This is a genomic window from Natrinema ejinorense, from assembly GCF_002494345.1.
Taxonomy (GTDB): domain Archaea; phylum Halobacteriota; class Halobacteria; order Halobacteriales; family Natrialbaceae; genus Natrinema; species Natrinema longum.
Genome location: NZ_NXNI01000001.1, coordinates 2,491,706 through 2,508,030, shown reverse-complemented (window position 1 = coordinate 2,508,030; position 16,325 = coordinate 2,491,706). Strand labels below are relative to the sequence as shown.

Genomic DNA, 16,325 nt, shown 5'->3' with positions numbered 1-16,325 from the left:
TGTCACTCGTTTCAGTGGCTACTGTCGCTCGAGCGACATCCAGCCCGCGCTTCAGGGCGGGGCCTCCTCCTTTGTCTCACCGGCCCGACTCGAGGGGCACCGCTGCGTCGAGGCAACCGCCGTTTCGCTCCGAATTGGTCACACAGCCTGCGATGGCGCGCGCTGTGACGCGGTTCGTCGATGGAGGCTGACGAGATCATCGACGGAACCGGTGTGGAGACGGTGGGTGATTTCTGATCGATGGGATAGCAGTCCGCCCGCGCCGACGAACCGGTGTTTCCGTAATACTGCAACGACGAGAATACTTAAGCGGGTGGCCCCACCACTGTGACGGTATGGCAATCGATACGGTACTCCTTGCGGTCGGACCGATGGACTCAGTACGCGCACCGGAACTCGCCGAAACCGTTCTCGAGATCGCCGACCCTCTGGGTGCCACCGTCGTGATCGGACACGCCTTCACCGAAGACGAGTACGAGGACGTACACGAGGAACTCGGCTTCGACGCTCGCGCCGAAGACGTCGACCCCGACGAGGTCGCCGCCAAGCGTGCCCCGGTCCCCGAACTCGCGGAGCGGTTCGAGGAGGCCGGCGTCGACTACGAAATCAAGGGTGCGCTCGGCGAAGTCAGCAGCAAGGTCGTCGACATGGCGATCGACGTCGACGCCGACCGGATGGTCGTCGGCGGCCGGCGACGCTCGCCCGCCGAAAAGGCAGTTCTGGGCTCCGTCTCCCAGGAGATCATTCTCCAGGCCCCCTGTCCCGTCACGTACTTCCGCGACCTCGACGTCATGGAGTAACGACGCCTCGTTCCGTTCTCGCGTTTGCCGTTTCTCTCTCCGTTATGGGTCGTCAGCACGACGCTTCCACTCCCGCTCCTGCCGGCGCTCGCGGACGTGGCGCTGGCCGTCGGCTAGCTCCCGTCGAACCCGTCGCTCGAGCGACCGCGTCTCCGCCAGCAAGCTCTCCTGAAAGTTCTCCAGAACGTCGTAGGACCAGCGGTCCTCGTCGACGACGCCGTGGGGAAGCAGTTCGGTTCGGACCGCGTCCGCGAGTTCGTCGTGGCCGGTCGCTCTGAGCAACTCCTCGGCCCGATAGAGGTGGTCCATGCCGTGGCCCGTCGCGTGGTGGAACTCGAGGAGGCTCCCCTGGGCGCGCTGGACCCACTCGAGGCCGAGTTCGACTTCGTGGAGGGCGTCGAACTCCGCGTCGGACAACGCCGGTCCCGGCTCGGACGAACCGCTTCGATTCGGAGACGAATCGTCAGTGCCCATATCGCGGACTATGTCACATGGTGTCATACATGTGTCGTCGATCGATCGCCCGGCGTCGACCGCTCGTCACACCGGTCCGCGATCGCTCCGTAACACGTCGAAATCGCTACTCGTTGGCGAGTATAATCTGGGTAGTTAAGTACGGCGACGGTCGTTCATAGGACAACATGGTCTACTATGCGGGCGTCGATCTCGGCGCGACCAACGTCCGGGCGATCGTCGCCGAGGCCGACGGGACGACGATCGGCACGAGTCGTCGATCCACGCCGCGTGGCCCGACGGGTATCGACGTGACGGAAGGAGTACTCCGAACGCTTCGCGAGGCGTGTGGCGATGCCGGGATCGATCCCGCGCGGATCGCTGCCGCCGGTATCGGCTCGATCGGGCCGTTCGATCTCGCGGAGGGCGCAGTGATCGATCCGGCGAACCTGCCCGCTTCGATCGATCGCATCCCGCTGACGGGACCGATCGCGAAGCTGATCGATAGCGAGGACGTCTACCTCCACAACGATACGATCGCCGGCGTGATCGGTGAACGCTTTCACGCCGACCGAAACCCCGACGACATGGTCTATATCACCATCTCCTCGGGGATCGGTGCCGGGGTCTGCTGTGACGGCGAAATCATGTCCGGCTGGGACGGCAACGCCGGCGAAGTCGGCCACTGCGTCGTCGATCCCCGAGGTCGGCTGACCTGTGGCTGTGGCCGCGATGGCCACTGGGAGGCCTACTGCTCGGGCAACGCCATCCCCGACTACACCCGACTGCTCGCCGAGGACGATCCGACGATCTCGACGTCGCTCCCGCTCGAGGGATCGGAGTTTACGGCGAAGGACGTCTTCGATCTCGCGGGGGAGGACGAACTGGCCGATCACGTGATCGACCAGCTCGCCCACTGGAACGCGATCGGCGTGACGAACGTGGTCCACTCGTTCGCGCCGATCGTCGTCTCCTTCGGTGGCGCGGTCGCCTTGCACAACGAGGCACTCGTCGTCGATCGGATCCGCGAGCGCGTCTCCGAGATGGTGATGACGAACGTCCCCGAGATCCGCGTGACCGATCTCGGCGACGATGTCGTCGTCGAGGGAGCGCTGGCGAGTGCCCTGACCGAGGGAACCGGCGACCGACGGCGGCTCCGCGGCTGAGCCGTTCGGGGTCGCAGTCCCGGCGCCCGAGCGAACCGTGTTCGTCGGATGATCGAGTAATCAATCCTATATATACGCATCCCCTATCCAGTAATTATGGACCGGAGAGCGTTCCTTCGAGCGAGCGGTAGTAGCGGTCTCGCCCTCTCTGTGCCGGCCACGACTGCGGCAGCTCGATCGAGCATCGAGTTCCCCTCACGAGAGGGATACGAGCCACTCGGTCGGATTCCGATCACCGGCGCTGCGGAAGGCGTCGTCGGCGACGACGGCGAGACCGCCTACGTCGCCGCCACCACCGGGTTCGTCACCGTCGACATCAGCGACCCCGCCGAGCCGACGCTCCTCGCCGAGGAACGCGACATCGAACTTGAGGGGGGGTCCCTTTCGGGGCTCCTCGACGTGACCGTGGATGGCGATCGATTGGTCGCGGCGGGGCCGGCCAATCCGGGCTTCGGTGGAATGGGGTTTCGCTGCTACGACGTGAGCGACCCCGCAGACCCCGTCTCGACCGGCGCACTCGAAACCGGCTATCACATCCACAACTGCTATCTCGAGGGGGATCTGCTGTTCGTCGCCGCGAACACGCGAGGGGAGAATCGGCTCGTGATCTTCGACGTCGGCGGCGACGAAATCGAGCGGGTCGGCTACTGGTCGCTGCTGGAACGCGAGCCCGGCTGGCGCGATATCTACTGGCTCGCCCGCTACCTTCACGACGTCTTCGTCCAGGACGATCTCGCCTATCTCCCCTACTGGAACGCCGGCACCTACCTCGTCGACGTCAGCGATCCGACCGAGCCCGAGTACGTCTCCCACGTCGCGAAGACCACTCTCGAGGAGCAACGGGAGTGCCGTGATCCCGACGCGGCCGTCAGGGGGCTCCCGGGCAACGACCACTACGCTGCGGTAGACGAGACCGGCGACCTCATGGCGGTCAGCCGGGAAGCCTGGGCAACCGGCAGCGGGGAATCCGATAGGCCGGGCGGGATCGATCTCTACGACGTGACCGATCCCGGGGACCCGGTCCACCAGGGCTCGATCGGTGCGCCGCGGACGGACGACGAGAGCTATCGTGGCGGTATGTGGACGACCGCACACAACTTCGAGTTGCGTGACGGGCACCTCTACTCCTCGTGGTACCGCGCCGGGGTGAAGATCCACGACGTCTCCGATCCGACCGACCCCGAACAGCTCGCCTGGTGGCGCGACCCCGAAGCGACCGGGTTCTGGACGGCACGCGTCGTCGAACCCGGCGACGCGTTCCTCGCGACCAGTACCGAAGCGATTCCGAACGCCTCCCTCGAGGGCGCACTCTATACCTTCCCGATCGAGGCCGGCGAGCAGGCCGATCCCCCGTCGCTCCGGGATCCAGCCGGTGGAACGGACGGGAACGGAACCGACGACGGGACGACCGACTCCGCGGAAACCGACGGTGATGCGACCGGAGCCGCCAGTACTGGTGACAGGACCGACGGGACGGACGGCGGTCCGAACGGAACCACCGAGACCGATCGTGAGACGACCGGAACCGACGGTGCCGATTCGATTCCCGGATTCACCGGGCTCTCCGCTCTCGTCGGTGGCGGGGTCGCCCTCGAGTGGCTGCGCCGACGCGACGGAAACGTTCAGGATTAATTCGACTGATTTCGGCCGCGCGACCGAACTTATTCCCCGTTCGAGTTCCTAGCACGACCCATGACTGACTCCGAGGACGAGCCGCCCCTGAAGGAACGCGTCGAGCAGTGGATGGCACGCGAGATGCCGATCATCCAGATGCACGGCGGGACGAGCGCGGTCCGGTCGGCCGACCCCGACACCGGCGAGGTCATCATCGAACTCGGCGGCGGCTGCAAGGGCTGTTCGGTCAGCGACGTCACGACGGGCAACATCGAGGCCGAACTCATCACGTGGCCCGAGATCGACGAAGTGACCGTCCGCGTGCCAGACGCGCGCGACAGCCTCGGCGGTCCCGACCAGCCCGAATCGATCATGGGCGTCGACCGGACTGAGGGCGGCCGTGGTGACTGGGGATCGTCGAACCCGGGGAAAGACCACCTCTGAGCGGCCGCTCGGTCCGTTCCCCTGCGTCGGTGCCGTTCTGTGTGTCGCGTTGACAGGGGCGGAGAGTTTTGGGAAGTCCTATATCCTTTTACGCGCCCATTACGCACATCGTATATCATGACGACGAGTAGACGCCTGCAGGCTGGAGGTGTCGGCGATGGGTGACGCGCCCGCGCCCGGCGACGAGGACGAGCCCGACGCCGAGACCGACGGCGGTCTTCGTGCCTATACCGTTCGGCTCGAGCTCGTCGACGAACCCGGCGAGTTGCTGCGCGCGCTCGCTCCGATCGCCGACAACGGCGGTAATCTGTTGAGCATTCACCACGAACGCGGCAACATCACACCGCGAGGACACATTCCCGTCGAGGTCGACCTCGAGTGTCCGCCCGACCGGTTCGACGACGTCGTCGGGGGGCTCCGCGACGCCGGTGTCAACATCATTCAGGCCGGCGCGGAGCACTACGGCGAGGAGGTAAACGTCGTGCTGGTCGGTCACCTCGTCGAGACGGATCTCTCGGATACCCTCTCCCGGATCGAGGACGAGGCCGACGCCGCGGTGTTGGACCTCTCGCTTGCCGCGCCCGACGGGACCGACGGCGTCGCGAGCGCCCGCGCCCGACTCGCGATCGACTCCGGCCGGTCCGAGGAGGCACTCACGGCGATCCGCTCGATCGGGACGGACAAGGAACTGACCGTCGTCGAACCCCTACTCGGAGGTGATGCCTGATGAAACTCGCAATTCTCGGTGCCGGTGACGTCGGCCGCTCGGTGGCCGACCTCGCCGACGAGTACGGCCACGAAGTCGTCGCGCTCGCCGATTCTACCAGCGCTACCGTCGATCCCGGTGGGATCGCCGTCGACGACGTCCTCGAGCGCAAGGTCGGCGGCGAGCCCCTCGGCGCGGGCGACCCCGAAGACGTCTTCGATACGACCTACGACGTGCTCGTCGAGGCAACGCCGACGACGCTCGGCGACGCCGAACCCGGCTTTACGCACGTGAAACGTGCACTCGAGGCCGACCGCCACGTCGTCCTGGCGAACAAGGGGCCGGTCGCCGAACGCTACGAGGAACTCCGTGCACTCGAAGCCGAGAGCGCGGGCTCGATCCGATTCGAGGCGACCGTCGGCGGCGCGATCCCGGTGCTCTCGACGGTCGAGGACTGTACGCCACAGGCAGTCACCGCGGTCCGGGGCGTGCTCAACGGCACTGCGAACTTCATTCTTACGCGCATGGCCGCGGAGGGACTCGATTACGAACACGTCCTCGCGGAAGCCCAGGATCTCGGCGTCGCCGAAGCCGATCCGACGTTCGACGTCGACGGCACCGACGCCGCCCTGAAGTTCGTCATCCTCGCGAACGTGCTGGCCGACGGTGGCTTCGCGCTCGAGGACGCGACGGTCAAGGGCATTCAGGACATTCCGGGGAGTGCGCTCGATCTCGCCGCCGAAGACGGTCGGACGATCCGCCTCATCGGCGAGGCGACCCGCGACGGGGTCCGCGTGGGCCCCCGACTCGTCCCCGAAAACGGCGCGCTGGCCGTGACCGGCACGCGAAACATCGTCCAGATCGAGACGCGAAACGCAGGCTCGCTGCACTCGAGCGGTCGCGGTGCCGGCGGTCCGGAGACCGCGACGGCAGTCCTGTCGGACGTCGGTCGACTGCCGCCCCTCTGAGAGCGGGCCGCTGCTGTCTTCTGTCCTTGCTGTCGTCACCGTTCCTCGAGTCGTATCGGTGTCGCGACCACTCGAAACCGGGGCCGGTGCCGTCGAACGCCTGTACGGTCCGCTGGACGGCCTCATCGATCCGCGCGTCACGAGTTTGCCGCTCCCTCGAGGCGAGATCACCCGTTCGTGGCCGTCCTCCTGGGCGAAGTCGTCGCCTCTCGAACGTTCCGTGCCGTGTGAATCCTAGCCAAACCGCAAGACGGGATCGGGATCGACTGAATACGCTTTCGAAATGGTTTTAACCGCAACGAGCCAAAGAGACCGATATAAGCGCCTCTGCGCGTGAGCTACAACAATGAGCGACCAACACCAGAACCTGGCCATCATCGGTCACGTTGACCACGGGAAAAGTACGCTCGTGGGACGACTCCTCTACGAGACGGGGAGCGTACCCGAGCACGTCATCGAACAGCACCGCGAAGAAGCAGAAGAGAAGGGCAAGGGTGGCTTCGAGTTCGCCTACGTCATGGACAACCTCGCCGAGGAGCGAGAGCGTGGTGTCACCATCGACATCGCCCACCAGGAGTTCTCGACGGACGCCTACGACTTCACCATCGTCGACTGTCCTGGCCACCGGGACTTCGTGAAGAACATGATCACGGGCGCATCCCAGGCGGACAACGCCGTCCTCGTCGTCGCCGCCGACGACGGTGTCGCGCCCCAGACCCAGGAGCACGTCTTCCTGGCTCGAACCCTCGGTATCGACGAGCTCATCATCGGCATCAACAAGATGGACATCGTCGACTACAAGGAGTCGACGTACAACGAGGTCGTCGAGGAAGTCGAGCAGCTGCTCAAGCAGGTTCAGTTCAACACCGACGACGCTTCCTTCATCCCGATCTCGGCGTTCGAAGGCGACAACATCGCCGAGGAGTCCGACAACACGCCGTGGTACGACGGCGAAATCCTCCTCGAGGCCCTGAACAGCCTGCCGGAGCCGGAGCCACCGACGGACGCGCCGCTCCGACTCCCGATTCAGGACGTTTACACCATCTCCGGAATCGGTACCGTCCCCGTCGGACGTATCGAGACCGGCATCATGAACACCGGCGACAACGTCTCCTTCCAGCCCAGCGACGTGGGCGGCGAGGTCAAGACGATCGAGATGCACCACGAAGAGGTGCCCAAAGCAGAGCCCGGTGACAACGTCGGATTCAACGTCCGCGGCATCGGCAAGGACGACATCCGCCGCGGTGACGTCTGTGGCCCCGCCGACGATCCGCCAAGCGTCGCCGAGACGTTCCAGGCACAGATCGTCGTCATGCAACACCCCAGCGTGATCACGGCCGGCTACACCCCGGTCTTCCACGCTCACACGGCTCAGGTCGCCTGTACGATCGAGTCGATCGACAAGAAGATGGACCCCTCGAGCGGCGAGGTCGCCGAGGAGAACCCCGACTTCATCCAGTCGGGTGACGCCGCTGTGGTCACCATCCGACCGCAAAAGCCCCTCAGCATCGAGCCGTCCAGCGAGATCCCAGAACTCGGGAGCTTCGCCATCCGCGACATGGGTCAGACCATCGCCGCCGGCAAGGTCCTCGAAGTCCACGAGAAATAAATGCAGCAGGCACGCGTTCGACTCGCGGGCACGAGTCCAGACGACCTCGACGACATCTGCGACGACGTCCGCGAGATCGCGAACAACACCGGCGTCAACCTGAGCGGGCCGATCCCGCTGCCGACGAAAACCCTCGAGGTGCCGACCCGGAAATCGCCTGACGGCGAGGGCACTGCGACGTGGGAGCACTGGGAGATGCGCGTCCACAAGCGCCTGATCGATCTGGACGCCGACGAACGCGCACTCCGACAGCTCATGCGCATTCAGGTGCCAAACGACGTTTCGATCGAGATCGTCCTCGAAGACTGAGGCCGTCTCCGATCGCGGCTCGAAGAGGATATTTACCGTTTTTCTATAGTAGTCACTGAGAGTCAGTGCACTCCTGAGCGCACGACAGCGGTGCGATCGGTGTGTCAATCGTTTCAGTGACTACTATAGCCACCGAACGCCCGTCCGCAGCGACGGTTGCGTCCCGATCAGGCGCCGGGGTTTCCGGGTCGTCTTCCCGAGTCCCGTTCCACCAGTCCGTACCGGGACTTTTGTCGCTCGCCGTCCCAGCTATCCACATGGCGAGACGCTCGCGGTCGCGGTCGAAACCGGCCGTCCGATCCGGCGGAGAGGGGCCCGAATCCGGCTCGAACAGTCCGATCCTCGAACTCCTCGTCGTCTTTGCCGTCGTGTTCGCCGTCCAGAGCCTTACCGCGCTCGCGGGGCTGGTGGGCGGGTTGTTCGTCCTCGCGCCGCCGCTCACGGCGAATCCGTGGACGATCGTCACGAGCGTCTATGCCCACAACGGCGTGGGGCACCTGCTCTCGAACAGCGTCGCACTGATCGTCTTCGGCTGGCCGGTCGCGCGAGCCACGACTCGACTCCGATTTCACTCGTTCTTCGCGATCACCGGTGCGATCGCGGGGGTCGCCCAAATCCTCGTCACGGGGGTACTCGCAGCGGTTCCGTTCGTCCCCGTCGCGCCGACCGCGGGCGTCCTCGGAGCCAGCGGAGCCGTCTTCGCCCTGCTCGGCTATCTCGTCGCGTCGAACCGGCTCTCGAGCGGCCTCGCCTCGTTCGTCGACGTTCCACGCTGGCTGGCGATCCTCGTGTTCGTCGGGCTCGCGATCACGGTGACGGTCATGACTGCCTCGCCCGGCGTCGCAGTGATCGCCCACTTTACCGGGTTCCTCGTCGGGACGATCGCCGGTCGTGCTCGAGTGCTCGCCGCCGGTACCGACGCCGACGGTCGGTCGGCCGTTTGATACGGACGACCATCAGTCGGTGCCGGCACACCCACGACCCGCCTACGAGTGTGCGGGACCCAGTGACAGCAGCCCGTAGGAATCCCGCCGTCGACTCGAGACCCCATCGTGGTGCAGTGTCCCGATCCGGCCCCGAAACACAAGCTACAAATAGAAACCGGGGTTAGGAACGTGCGAGGGCTCGTAGATCAGTGGTAGATCGCTTCCTTCGCAAGGAAGAGGCCTCGGGTTCAAATCCCGACGAGTCCATCCGTAAAAAAGTCGGTTTCGAAGGTACCGAATTCGGTGCCCTCGGCCGCTTTTCCACCCCGATTTCTCGTCACACCCATCGTATAGAGCGGTGGGTCTCGTCGGGAGTTCAGCACTGTCAGTGCTGCACCCCCTCACCGTCTGCCGGTGAGACGAGTAAATCGGGGTGGTGCGCGTGAAGTCGCTGGACGAACTTCTCGCCGATATTGATCCGGATGAACTCGAGAGGCGGGTGTGGACTCACCCCGAACCGCGTACCTCTCGAGAGTTCACGTGTCCGGAGTGCGAGGCGCGCTGTACCCGGTTGATCAACAAGGACGGGGAGGCCGGCCATGCGAGAGGGTGTCCCCGCCGGATGCAGCGGACGGGCTCACAGCGGGTTCCGCCTGTACTCACCGATGGCGGGGAGGTGGACCGATGACGGACGAATTCGTCCGTGCCAGCCGTCTGTACGACGTGGAAACGAGGACCGTTCTTGTCCATCCAGCCTATCAGGCAACCGATGACCAGATTCGTCGCTCCCTCGAGAATCGAGGTGAATCGGCGTGACGGTCACGGTGCATCAGACCGGACTCGGCTACGAATACGTCCGGTGCCGTGTAGGTGACGACGACTCGACGGCGTACATTCACCAGCTGGTCGCCTGTCTCGAGAACGATCCGAGCGACGTGTTCGGCGACGAGTTCGACGTTCACCACTGCAACCACATCCCGTGGGATAACCGGCCCGAGAACATCGTTCTCGAGGAAGCGTACAACCACCGTTGCGCGCACCTGGAGGGACGATCGCCGGCATGACCGAGGACTTGACAGCCTTCGGTCTTGAGCCGCAGGACTCGTCTGACGAACTATCGGAAGCGGAATCGGAAACCGATTCGGAGCCGGTCTGGCCGGAGTGTGACGACTGCGACTACGTTGGGCCGGAAGTGAAGTGCCGACTCGGCCAATCGATCCCGCTCTGTACCGCGTGTTTCGCGGAGCGCGAGGGGCTGCTATGAAGGCCGTCGAACTGGCCTTCCACGAGTTCGCCGCGAACTACCTGTTCGACGACCACGCACTCAAGCCGTTCTTCGCCTGTGATTCGCGGGTCAAGGACGGTGACGGTTCACAGGTTGCCGAATTCGAGAGCGGGACCGAGCGGTGGATCGTCAAACTGTATTATCAGGACAGCGGCATCGTTCATCCTGGCCCCGAGAATCCCCAGGGAACACCGTTCAGAATCAACGAAATCCGCGAATTCCGGTTCTCTGTGGCTCGACATCCCGAGGAAGATCCAGTTGGTGAGCAGTCGTTCAACGCGCACCTCGCCCCACGGTGGCAAGGAATGGAGATCGAGAACGACCAGGGCGAGCGTTCGGAGTACAGCGTTCCCGAGACGATTACCGAGGCTGTGAACGTCAAAATCAACGGATCGAACATCGATTTTCGCCGGTACCACGAACTGCTTTGCCGAGCCGCGGAGTCCGTCGGAATCCACCGCCGCTACTTCGATCGGCCCCACCCGTTCAGCAACGTACAGGACGCCGAGCGGTACGTTCGTCTGGATAGTGACCGCTCCGGACCGATCCACGCTCGGGACGGACCCATCGCCAGCATGGCGCACTTGCTCGAGAACGACCGAGACGGGTATCGGAAACTCGTGCAGAACGAACGCGACGAGAAGGGCCGCCACCTGCCCGGCTACTATCATACGGTCACACTCGGCCCGAGACGAGTCGCTGAAGCGTTCCCGAGCCACACGTTTCCCCGTGAGGTGAAACACTACTACAGCCGCGAGGCTGCCGGGATGGACGACGACGAGACGCTGGCGAACCCGAAACTCGGTGCGTCGTATCAGGTGAGCCGGTGGGACGAAACGATCGGCGTTACCGACGACGACCTCGAGGAACTGATAGCGCAGTTGGACGAGACAGTGTGTTCGGTGATGGCCGACGCCGGCCTTCCGGTTCACCCTGCCGACGACGATCGTGGCAATGGACCATTCGTCGCGGATGCCTATTTCGATCCAACCGAAGAACAGGAGGTAAACATCGTCTCGCTGGATCTCACCCGGATACGTGAGACGCAAGAGAGCATCGTGGTGAAACACCTCTCGGACGGCCTCTCGCCCGTCGAATGGGAAGCCCTCGAGACGCTGGTGACCGATGGAGGACAGGTGTCGCCCCAGGAGATCGCCGAGGACCACGGTCGCCACGTCGATAGCGTTCGGCGGGCGCTGAAACGGATTCCCGAATTAGTCGAATCCGAGTACGGGTCCGTCTCGCTCCGATCGAACCACGTCGCCGAGATGGTCCACGACGCCGTTCAGCAAGCGCGAGATGCGACTCGGCGAGCCGTCGAAGCCGGAGCGAAGGCGATCGAAGCAGCCGAGCGAGGAATCGATGAAACGACGAGTGCGCTGGTAGCGTGGTGTGCGAAGCACGGGGTCGATGTTGATGACCGGCAGGAAGCGCGGGTGATGTTTCGACTCCAGGGCGTGGAGAACGTCGAAACTCGACTGAAGGAAGCCTACCGACTGTGGACGGAAGCCGGGAAAGATCCAGCACGGTTCCGCTCCGCACAGGTTGACCTCGGCGAGCGCGGCAAGAGCGCAGCCTGGCGCTGGTTGTAGCGCCGGGCCGACCAGTGGCAACACTATTCTAACCACCTTATTTCGCCGTTTTCAGCGTGTAATAGCCCCGGATGGGTCCCGATCGGCGCGCGCCGCGGGGTGGCCGGGGACAAGCCCCGGCCACACCTGACGGGGAACCACGACGGGGGCCGTCGGGTTCCCCGTTAGGGGTGTGGCTAAGGCCACATCATCAAAACACACCGCACCGCTCCGCGCAGCGGAGCGCATTCGCGCCCCCACCCCTTGAGGGTGCGCGAAAATTTGGCTCTGTTGAAACCCTCAACGCTTGATAGGAATTATGTGCTGAATACAGAGGCTGGATGCAGCACAACGGATACGTTCTGTTCAGAGGTTCTCGACTGAACCAGCCGTGAGCTGTGGCTGTAAACTGAGTACTGAAGTATTGATCAGGATTAGCCGATAACCAGTACACCGTACTGAACAAAGAGTGGGTAGTTATCACCAAATAATGAAGGTAATATAGCAATCACGCTTCTGAGACGGCCTTTTTCACCTTTTCCCATTTAGTGTTACTAAGCCCCTCAGGTCTACTGTATGGTAGTTCACATTTTGAAAAATGTTTCGCGTATGCTCTCCAGTCGCCTCTTCGAATAATAGAACTACAGGTTGGGCAAGCATACATTCTATCACTGCTATCGTTTTGGTTATCGCTTACCTGATTCCCATTATGGATAGAATCATGACACCTTTTGCAAACTGTTATTAGGTTGCTCAGCTTGTCACTTCCGCCTACACTTTTTGGAACAACATGGTGAGCGTGAAGTTCAGCATCCCCTTTCCCCCTACCTTTTCGGCCGCAATTTTGACATTTGTAGTTATCACGTTTATATACCTGTCGCCTTCGTCTATCCCAGTCACTCGGATAATCAGGCATAGAGCCGTGGTGAGACTACTAGTTAGTTAATCTAATGATTGTACTTTCACGACTTAGACGATGTAGCGCCACTTGGTGAGTGGCTGGTCGCCCGTTCCCGTATAGGGCCATCGATGAATGTACGCTCTGTATCGACTCTGTATCGACTGATCGGTACCAGCCGAACCTGACGTTTTTCCTGTGCGAGATATGCGCTCTGTATTCAGCACGACCGCTGAAACATATCACCGTATGAGGGTTTCAACAAGTCCGAAAATTTTGAGCACTCATCGACCGCGCTTGTCGTCAGCTGGGTGGCTCGGCGCTCCGAGTGGAGCTGCCTCTCGCGCCTCGGTCCTCCTCCTCAAGCGCGGTCGGCACGGTCGCCGCGATCGCGACTCGACGAGGATCAGAAAACGCGGTCGATCGCCAGTTTTGCTTGCTGGGTTCCCCGGTGATCGCCGCCGCCGTGCCACGATAGGCGCGGGATCTGTGACGAGTGCTTTCGTTTGAGCTTTAGGATTTTGAAGGGAGACGATTTGTAGACGCCGAAGACGTAATAGCCATCGTGACGCCGGAGCTTCCGATGATACTTCTCGTAGATCTTGAAGTTCCCGGATCCACCATCGGCGTGCTCGAGGCGTGTACTCTTGATTTCGACTGGTTTCCCGTTCTGCATGAGCGCATCGTGCCACGGCGATCGGGATAGCTCGAGCCGGTATTCATCGACCACTCGCTTCTCGACTGCAGTGCCGAATTTATTGGATTTGTGACTTGGCATCGGTGAACCTCTCGCGCGTATTATATATAGTTCGACCCCGGCTACTGTCCATGCTAACATCGCCCATAATCACCTATTCATCGCCCATCGTGCGGGATTCCCTTACTCTACGGGACGGGGTCGGTTGTTGTTGGAGCGGGTTGGAATCCATCGCTGTCATGCGATCGCCTGCTGAATCTCGGCAACTACCTCGCCGTGCTCGCCGTCCTGATACTCGTTCCACCGTCGTCGGACCCATTCCGCGGAATACTCGCCGTACAGCCGCTTACTTGCGATATCTCCATTCGACGGTGGATCGTCCGGATTCCTCGTCTTCTCCTGAACGACGGTCCATATTGCCAACTCCCGAAACGCGTCGTCTCGAGCGATATGACTGCCGTTTCCGTCGGTTTCGCTCTCCTGTCCGTCGTCCCACGACCACGGTGCCGGATCTTTGTCGTTGGGACTCCATTTCGAGTCGGGCCAGCCTTCGATCTGGGGTGTGATCGGTTGCTTTGGGTTCCGATTTGTGATAGTTTCGTAGAACCGCGCCTTCTTTTTCGACTCCTTATGGAGAACCATGCAGAGTTCCCGAACGGCCGGGTGCAGGTCTTTCCCGTCGTGACCGATGATGATGATCGCACCGCCGAACTTGCGGATCTTGTAAACGAGAGTCGCGAGTTTCGTCCCTGTCTCCCAGCCGTCCTTTCCGCCGCCGCTGGCCTGCGATGACGCTTCGTCAAACAGGAACAGTACCGGCGCGACGTTCTCCGCCAGTACATCCTCCATGTCGGCGTATACTCGCTCTTTCAGGTCTGGCCAGTTGTCTACCCAGATGATCGACTCGTCTTCGCTCGCGAGCGTTCGGATGTTCGTGATAACGTAGGCATCGTCATTCCCTTCGTCTCGCTGTTGCTCGAGCCAATGACGGGCAGCGAGACAGCCGGCACTGGTCTTCCCAGAGCCTGGCTCGCCGTACTCGTAGAGCCGAAGGTGCCGATCTGAGACGATGTCCCGGATTCGTTCGATGTCGTGCCAGCCGCTCACGTCGATCTCGTCCGACTGACTGCCGACGTGGTGCCGGATCTTCGCCATTTCGCCCTGCTCGAGCCGCCGACTGAACGTCTCGGTCTCGTGGTATCGCAGTCGGTCCTGGTACAGGTCAGTTTCCTCGAGCGAGTCGGGCCACTCGCTGTCGATCCAGCCGCGAGAGTATGCGCGTTCGTACGCCCGGCTGAGTGCCGTTAGGTGCCGCCTCGTCTTGCTATCCGAGACGATGGCCGCGTGCTGTTCGACGTGTTCGTTCGACCGCTTGTGACGGCCATCCTTCCAATCCTTGCTCTCCGACGCTGCCCACTCGCCGTTACTGTCGCTCTCACTCATCGGGCTGCCCTCCGTCCGTCGCTGCCGCCCGTCCACCCTCGGGACGGAGATCGTCCATCGCATCGTCAACCGAGTCGGCCACCTGGAGATCTAGCGCTCGCTCTCGAGGGGTTCGGTCGTCCTGAGCGGGAGCGTCCGGCAGGTCCTTCACGTCCGATTCCATGTCTTCGATTTCTTCGATAATCTCGACGCCTGGCACGAGGTCGCTTTGCTCGTGTTCTGCGATCTCGGTCATAATCGTCGCGTCGTGTACGTCGGTGATCTTCTCCGAGACGTTCCGTTTCAGGTGTGCGTATCGGCGCTTGAGCGACTGGTGGTGATCGAATATCGTGTCCACTCGACTCGCGTTGACCCACGCCTCGGCCGGCTCGAGCGTGGTCTGGTCCGCACCGCGCACTTCGATTTCGCCGATTTCCTCGTACCACTCGAATCGAGTCACCACGTAGTCGAACTTCCCTTCCGGCGGCTCGAGCGGAGACATCTCGACTTCGCTCCGGTCTTCCCACACATCCGGCTTGACCTTCTTGCCGTCATAGAGTCCGGTTTTCTCAGTCTGAGTCCCTGCCGTGCCGGGGTCTGCGATACCGACGTATACCCAGTTCGGGCCGGGATAGAGGTACCGAGCGATCCGCATTCCGGCCATGTACGTCGGGATGGCCAACAGGAACGCAGATATAGAGAAGTGAACGGCTGAGGCCGGTGGTTTCGGGACCTTTGGTGTCCACACTGCAAGGATAACCAGCGTCGCGAGGAACATCACTGACAGTGGGATCTTGTACTCGGCGACCAGGTAGACGAGACGGTCCCGGTTACTCGCGAACGTCGGCATTGGCTGAGGTTGGTCCGTCATTCTACCGTCACCACATCGCCGTGTTCCTCGTTTCTGACCTTGTACGCGGCCGCTCCCATCATCGCAACGGCCGTGAACGCGCCGCCGAACCACCCCGACGGTGATCCCGTCCGGTGGAACGGCGTTTCCGATTCCCCGATTCCCGTCGAAAGGACCGTGTAACTCCCGTTATCGATGGATTCCGGGGTTGTGATCGATACACCGGCCTTCCCGGCCGTCGGTTTGACGGGTAGCTTCACCTTGCTGGTCCCTTCCGGTATCTGCTTCTGCTTGATCCGTCCTTTACTCGCTCCTGCCTCGAATTGACGGGCCTCAGTCACTGTGACGGTCTTACTCTCGTCTGACTCGAATTCGATGTATACCATTTCTTCCTCGCTATCGTAACGCCACTCGAGAACGCGGAGAGTCTGGTCTACTTCGGTCACATACGACGTGTTCTCCGCGTTCTCTGCTGTCTGATTCCCCCATGTTGCGCCGTTTCCGGGGTTCTCCGGTGCCTCCTGTGCGGTCACTGGCCCAACGCCCATGCCCATGCCCACGGCGATCGCGACGACCGCGAGCCCGAACACTATCCGCCGTCCTGAGA

Annotated in this window: 18 protein-coding genes and 1 tRNA gene; 13 read left to right on the top strand and 6 right to left on the bottom strand. The window is 62.5% G+C overall.

Annotated elements, in window-relative coordinates; translation table 11 throughout:
- The first annotated feature begins 335 nt into the window (after nt 1–335).
- Nucleotides 336–800, top strand: coding sequence for a universal stress protein (locus CP557_RS12500; protein ID WP_097380212.1), 465 nt, complete (start codon nt 336–338; stop codon nt 798–800).
- Between the two features lie 42 nt (nt 801–842).
- Here the strand turns inward: CP557_RS12500 and CP557_RS12495 are convergent, their stop codons facing one another.
- Nucleotides 843–1,274 carry a hypothetical protein gene (locus CP557_RS12495; RefSeq protein ID WP_097380211.1) on the bottom strand — a complete coding sequence of 144 codons (432 nt, stop codon included), beginning with the start codon at nt 1,272–1,274 and terminating at the stop codon, nt 843–845.
- 167 nt (nt 1,275–1,441) lie between these two features.
- Between CP557_RS12495 and CP557_RS12490 the strand changes: the two genes are divergently transcribed.
- The 12 genes from CP557_RS12490 to CP557_RS12430 all read left to right on the top strand — a co-directional run bounded on the left by CP557_RS12490 (nt 1,442) and on the right by CP557_RS12430 (nt 11,872).
- Nucleotides 1,442–2,419, top strand: a complete 978-nt coding sequence (locus CP557_RS12490; protein WP_097380210.1) for an ROK family protein — start codon at nt 1,442–1,444, stop codon at nt 2,417–2,419.
- Nucleotides 2,420–2,515: 96 nt separating this feature from the next.
- Nucleotides 2,516–4,051, top strand: a complete 1,536-nt coding sequence (locus CP557_RS12485) for an LVIVD repeat-containing protein (protein WP_097380209.1) — start codon at nt 2,516–2,518, stop codon at nt 4,049–4,051.
- A 60-nt stretch (nt 4,052–4,111) separates the two neighbouring features.
- Nucleotides 4,112–4,477, top strand: coding sequence for a NifU family protein (locus CP557_RS12480; protein WP_097380208.1), 366 nt, complete (start codon nt 4,112–4,114; stop codon nt 4,475–4,477).
- Between the two features lie 157 nt (nt 4,478–4,634).
- Nucleotides 4,635–5,204 (top strand): amino acid-binding protein, encoded by a 570-nt coding sequence (locus CP557_RS12475; RefSeq protein WP_097380207.1) that lies wholly within the window; start codon nt 4,635–4,637, stop codon nt 5,202–5,204.
- Nucleotides 5,204–6,151: a homoserine dehydrogenase gene (locus CP557_RS12470; RefSeq protein WP_097380206.1), complete on the top strand. Its 948-nt coding sequence runs from the start codon at nt 5,204–5,206 to the stop codon at nt 6,149–6,151. Before CP557_RS12475 ends, CP557_RS12470 begins: the two co-directional genes overlap by 1 nt.
- A gap of 346 nt (nt 6,152–6,497) precedes the next feature.
- Complete coding sequence (gene tuf / locus CP557_RS12460) at nt 6,498–7,760, top strand: translation elongation factor EF-1 subunit alpha (protein WP_097380204.1); 1,263 nt, start codon at nt 6,498–6,500, stop codon at nt 7,758–7,760.
- Nucleotides 7,761–8,069: a 30S ribosomal protein S10 gene (gene rpsJ, locus CP557_RS12455; RefSeq protein ID WP_004215311.1), complete on the top strand. Its 309-nt coding sequence runs from the start codon at nt 7,761–7,763 to the stop codon at nt 8,067–8,069.
- A gap of 257 nt (nt 8,070–8,326) precedes the next feature.
- On the top strand, nt 8,327–9,013 hold the full coding sequence (locus CP557_RS12450; protein WP_097380203.1) for a rhomboid family intramembrane serine protease: 687 nt from the start codon (nt 8,327–8,329) through the stop codon (nt 9,011–9,013).
- 177 nt (nt 9,014–9,190) lie between these two features.
- Nucleotides 9,191–9,262, top strand: a tRNA-Ala gene (locus tag CP557_RS12445).
- 545 nt (nt 9,263–9,807) lie between these two features.
- Nucleotides 9,808–10,059: a hypothetical protein gene (locus tag CP557_RS12440; protein ID WP_097380202.1), complete on the top strand. Its 252-nt coding sequence runs from the start codon at nt 9,808–9,810 to the stop codon at nt 10,057–10,059.
- Nucleotides 10,056–10,259, top strand: coding sequence for a hypothetical protein (locus CP557_RS12435; protein WP_097380201.1), 204 nt, complete (start codon nt 10,056–10,058; stop codon nt 10,257–10,259). Before CP557_RS12440 ends, CP557_RS12435 begins: the two co-directional genes overlap by 4 nt.
- Complete coding sequence (locus CP557_RS12430) at nt 10,256–11,872, top strand: DUF7845 domain-containing protein (RefSeq protein WP_097380200.1); 1,617 nt, start codon at nt 10,256–10,258, stop codon at nt 11,870–11,872. Before CP557_RS12435 ends, CP557_RS12430 begins: the two co-directional genes overlap by 4 nt.
- 487 nt (nt 11,873–12,359) lie before the next feature.
- Here the strand turns inward: CP557_RS12430 and CP557_RS12425 are convergent, their stop codons facing one another.
- The 5 genes from CP557_RS12425 to CP557_RS12405 form a co-directional block, all read right to left on the bottom strand.
- Complete coding sequence (locus CP557_RS12425; protein ID WP_097380199.1) at nt 12,360–12,767, bottom strand: HNH endonuclease; 408 nt, start codon at nt 12,765–12,767, stop codon at nt 12,360–12,362.
- Nucleotides 12,768–13,155: 388 nt separating this feature from the next.
- Complete coding sequence (locus CP557_RS12420) at nt 13,156–13,527, bottom strand: hypothetical protein (RefSeq protein ID WP_097380198.1); 372 nt, start codon at nt 13,525–13,527, stop codon at nt 13,156–13,158.
- Nucleotides 13,528–13,683: 156 nt separating this feature from the next.
- On the bottom strand, nt 13,684–14,889 hold the full coding sequence (locus tag CP557_RS12415; protein ID WP_143825073.1) for an ATP-binding protein: 1,206 nt from the start codon (nt 14,887–14,889) through the stop codon (nt 13,684–13,686).
- Complete coding sequence (locus CP557_RS12410; protein ID WP_143825072.1) at nt 14,882–15,739, bottom strand: hypothetical protein; 858 nt, start codon at nt 15,737–15,739, stop codon at nt 14,882–14,884. Before CP557_RS12410 ends, CP557_RS12415 begins: the two co-directional genes overlap by 8 nt.
- Nucleotides 15,736–16,308, bottom strand: coding sequence for a hypothetical protein (locus CP557_RS12405; RefSeq protein WP_143825071.1), 573 nt, complete (start codon nt 16,306–16,308; stop codon nt 15,736–15,738). Before CP557_RS12405 ends, CP557_RS12410 begins: the two co-directional genes overlap by 4 nt.
- Between the last annotated feature and the right edge of the window lie 17 nt (nt 16,309–16,325).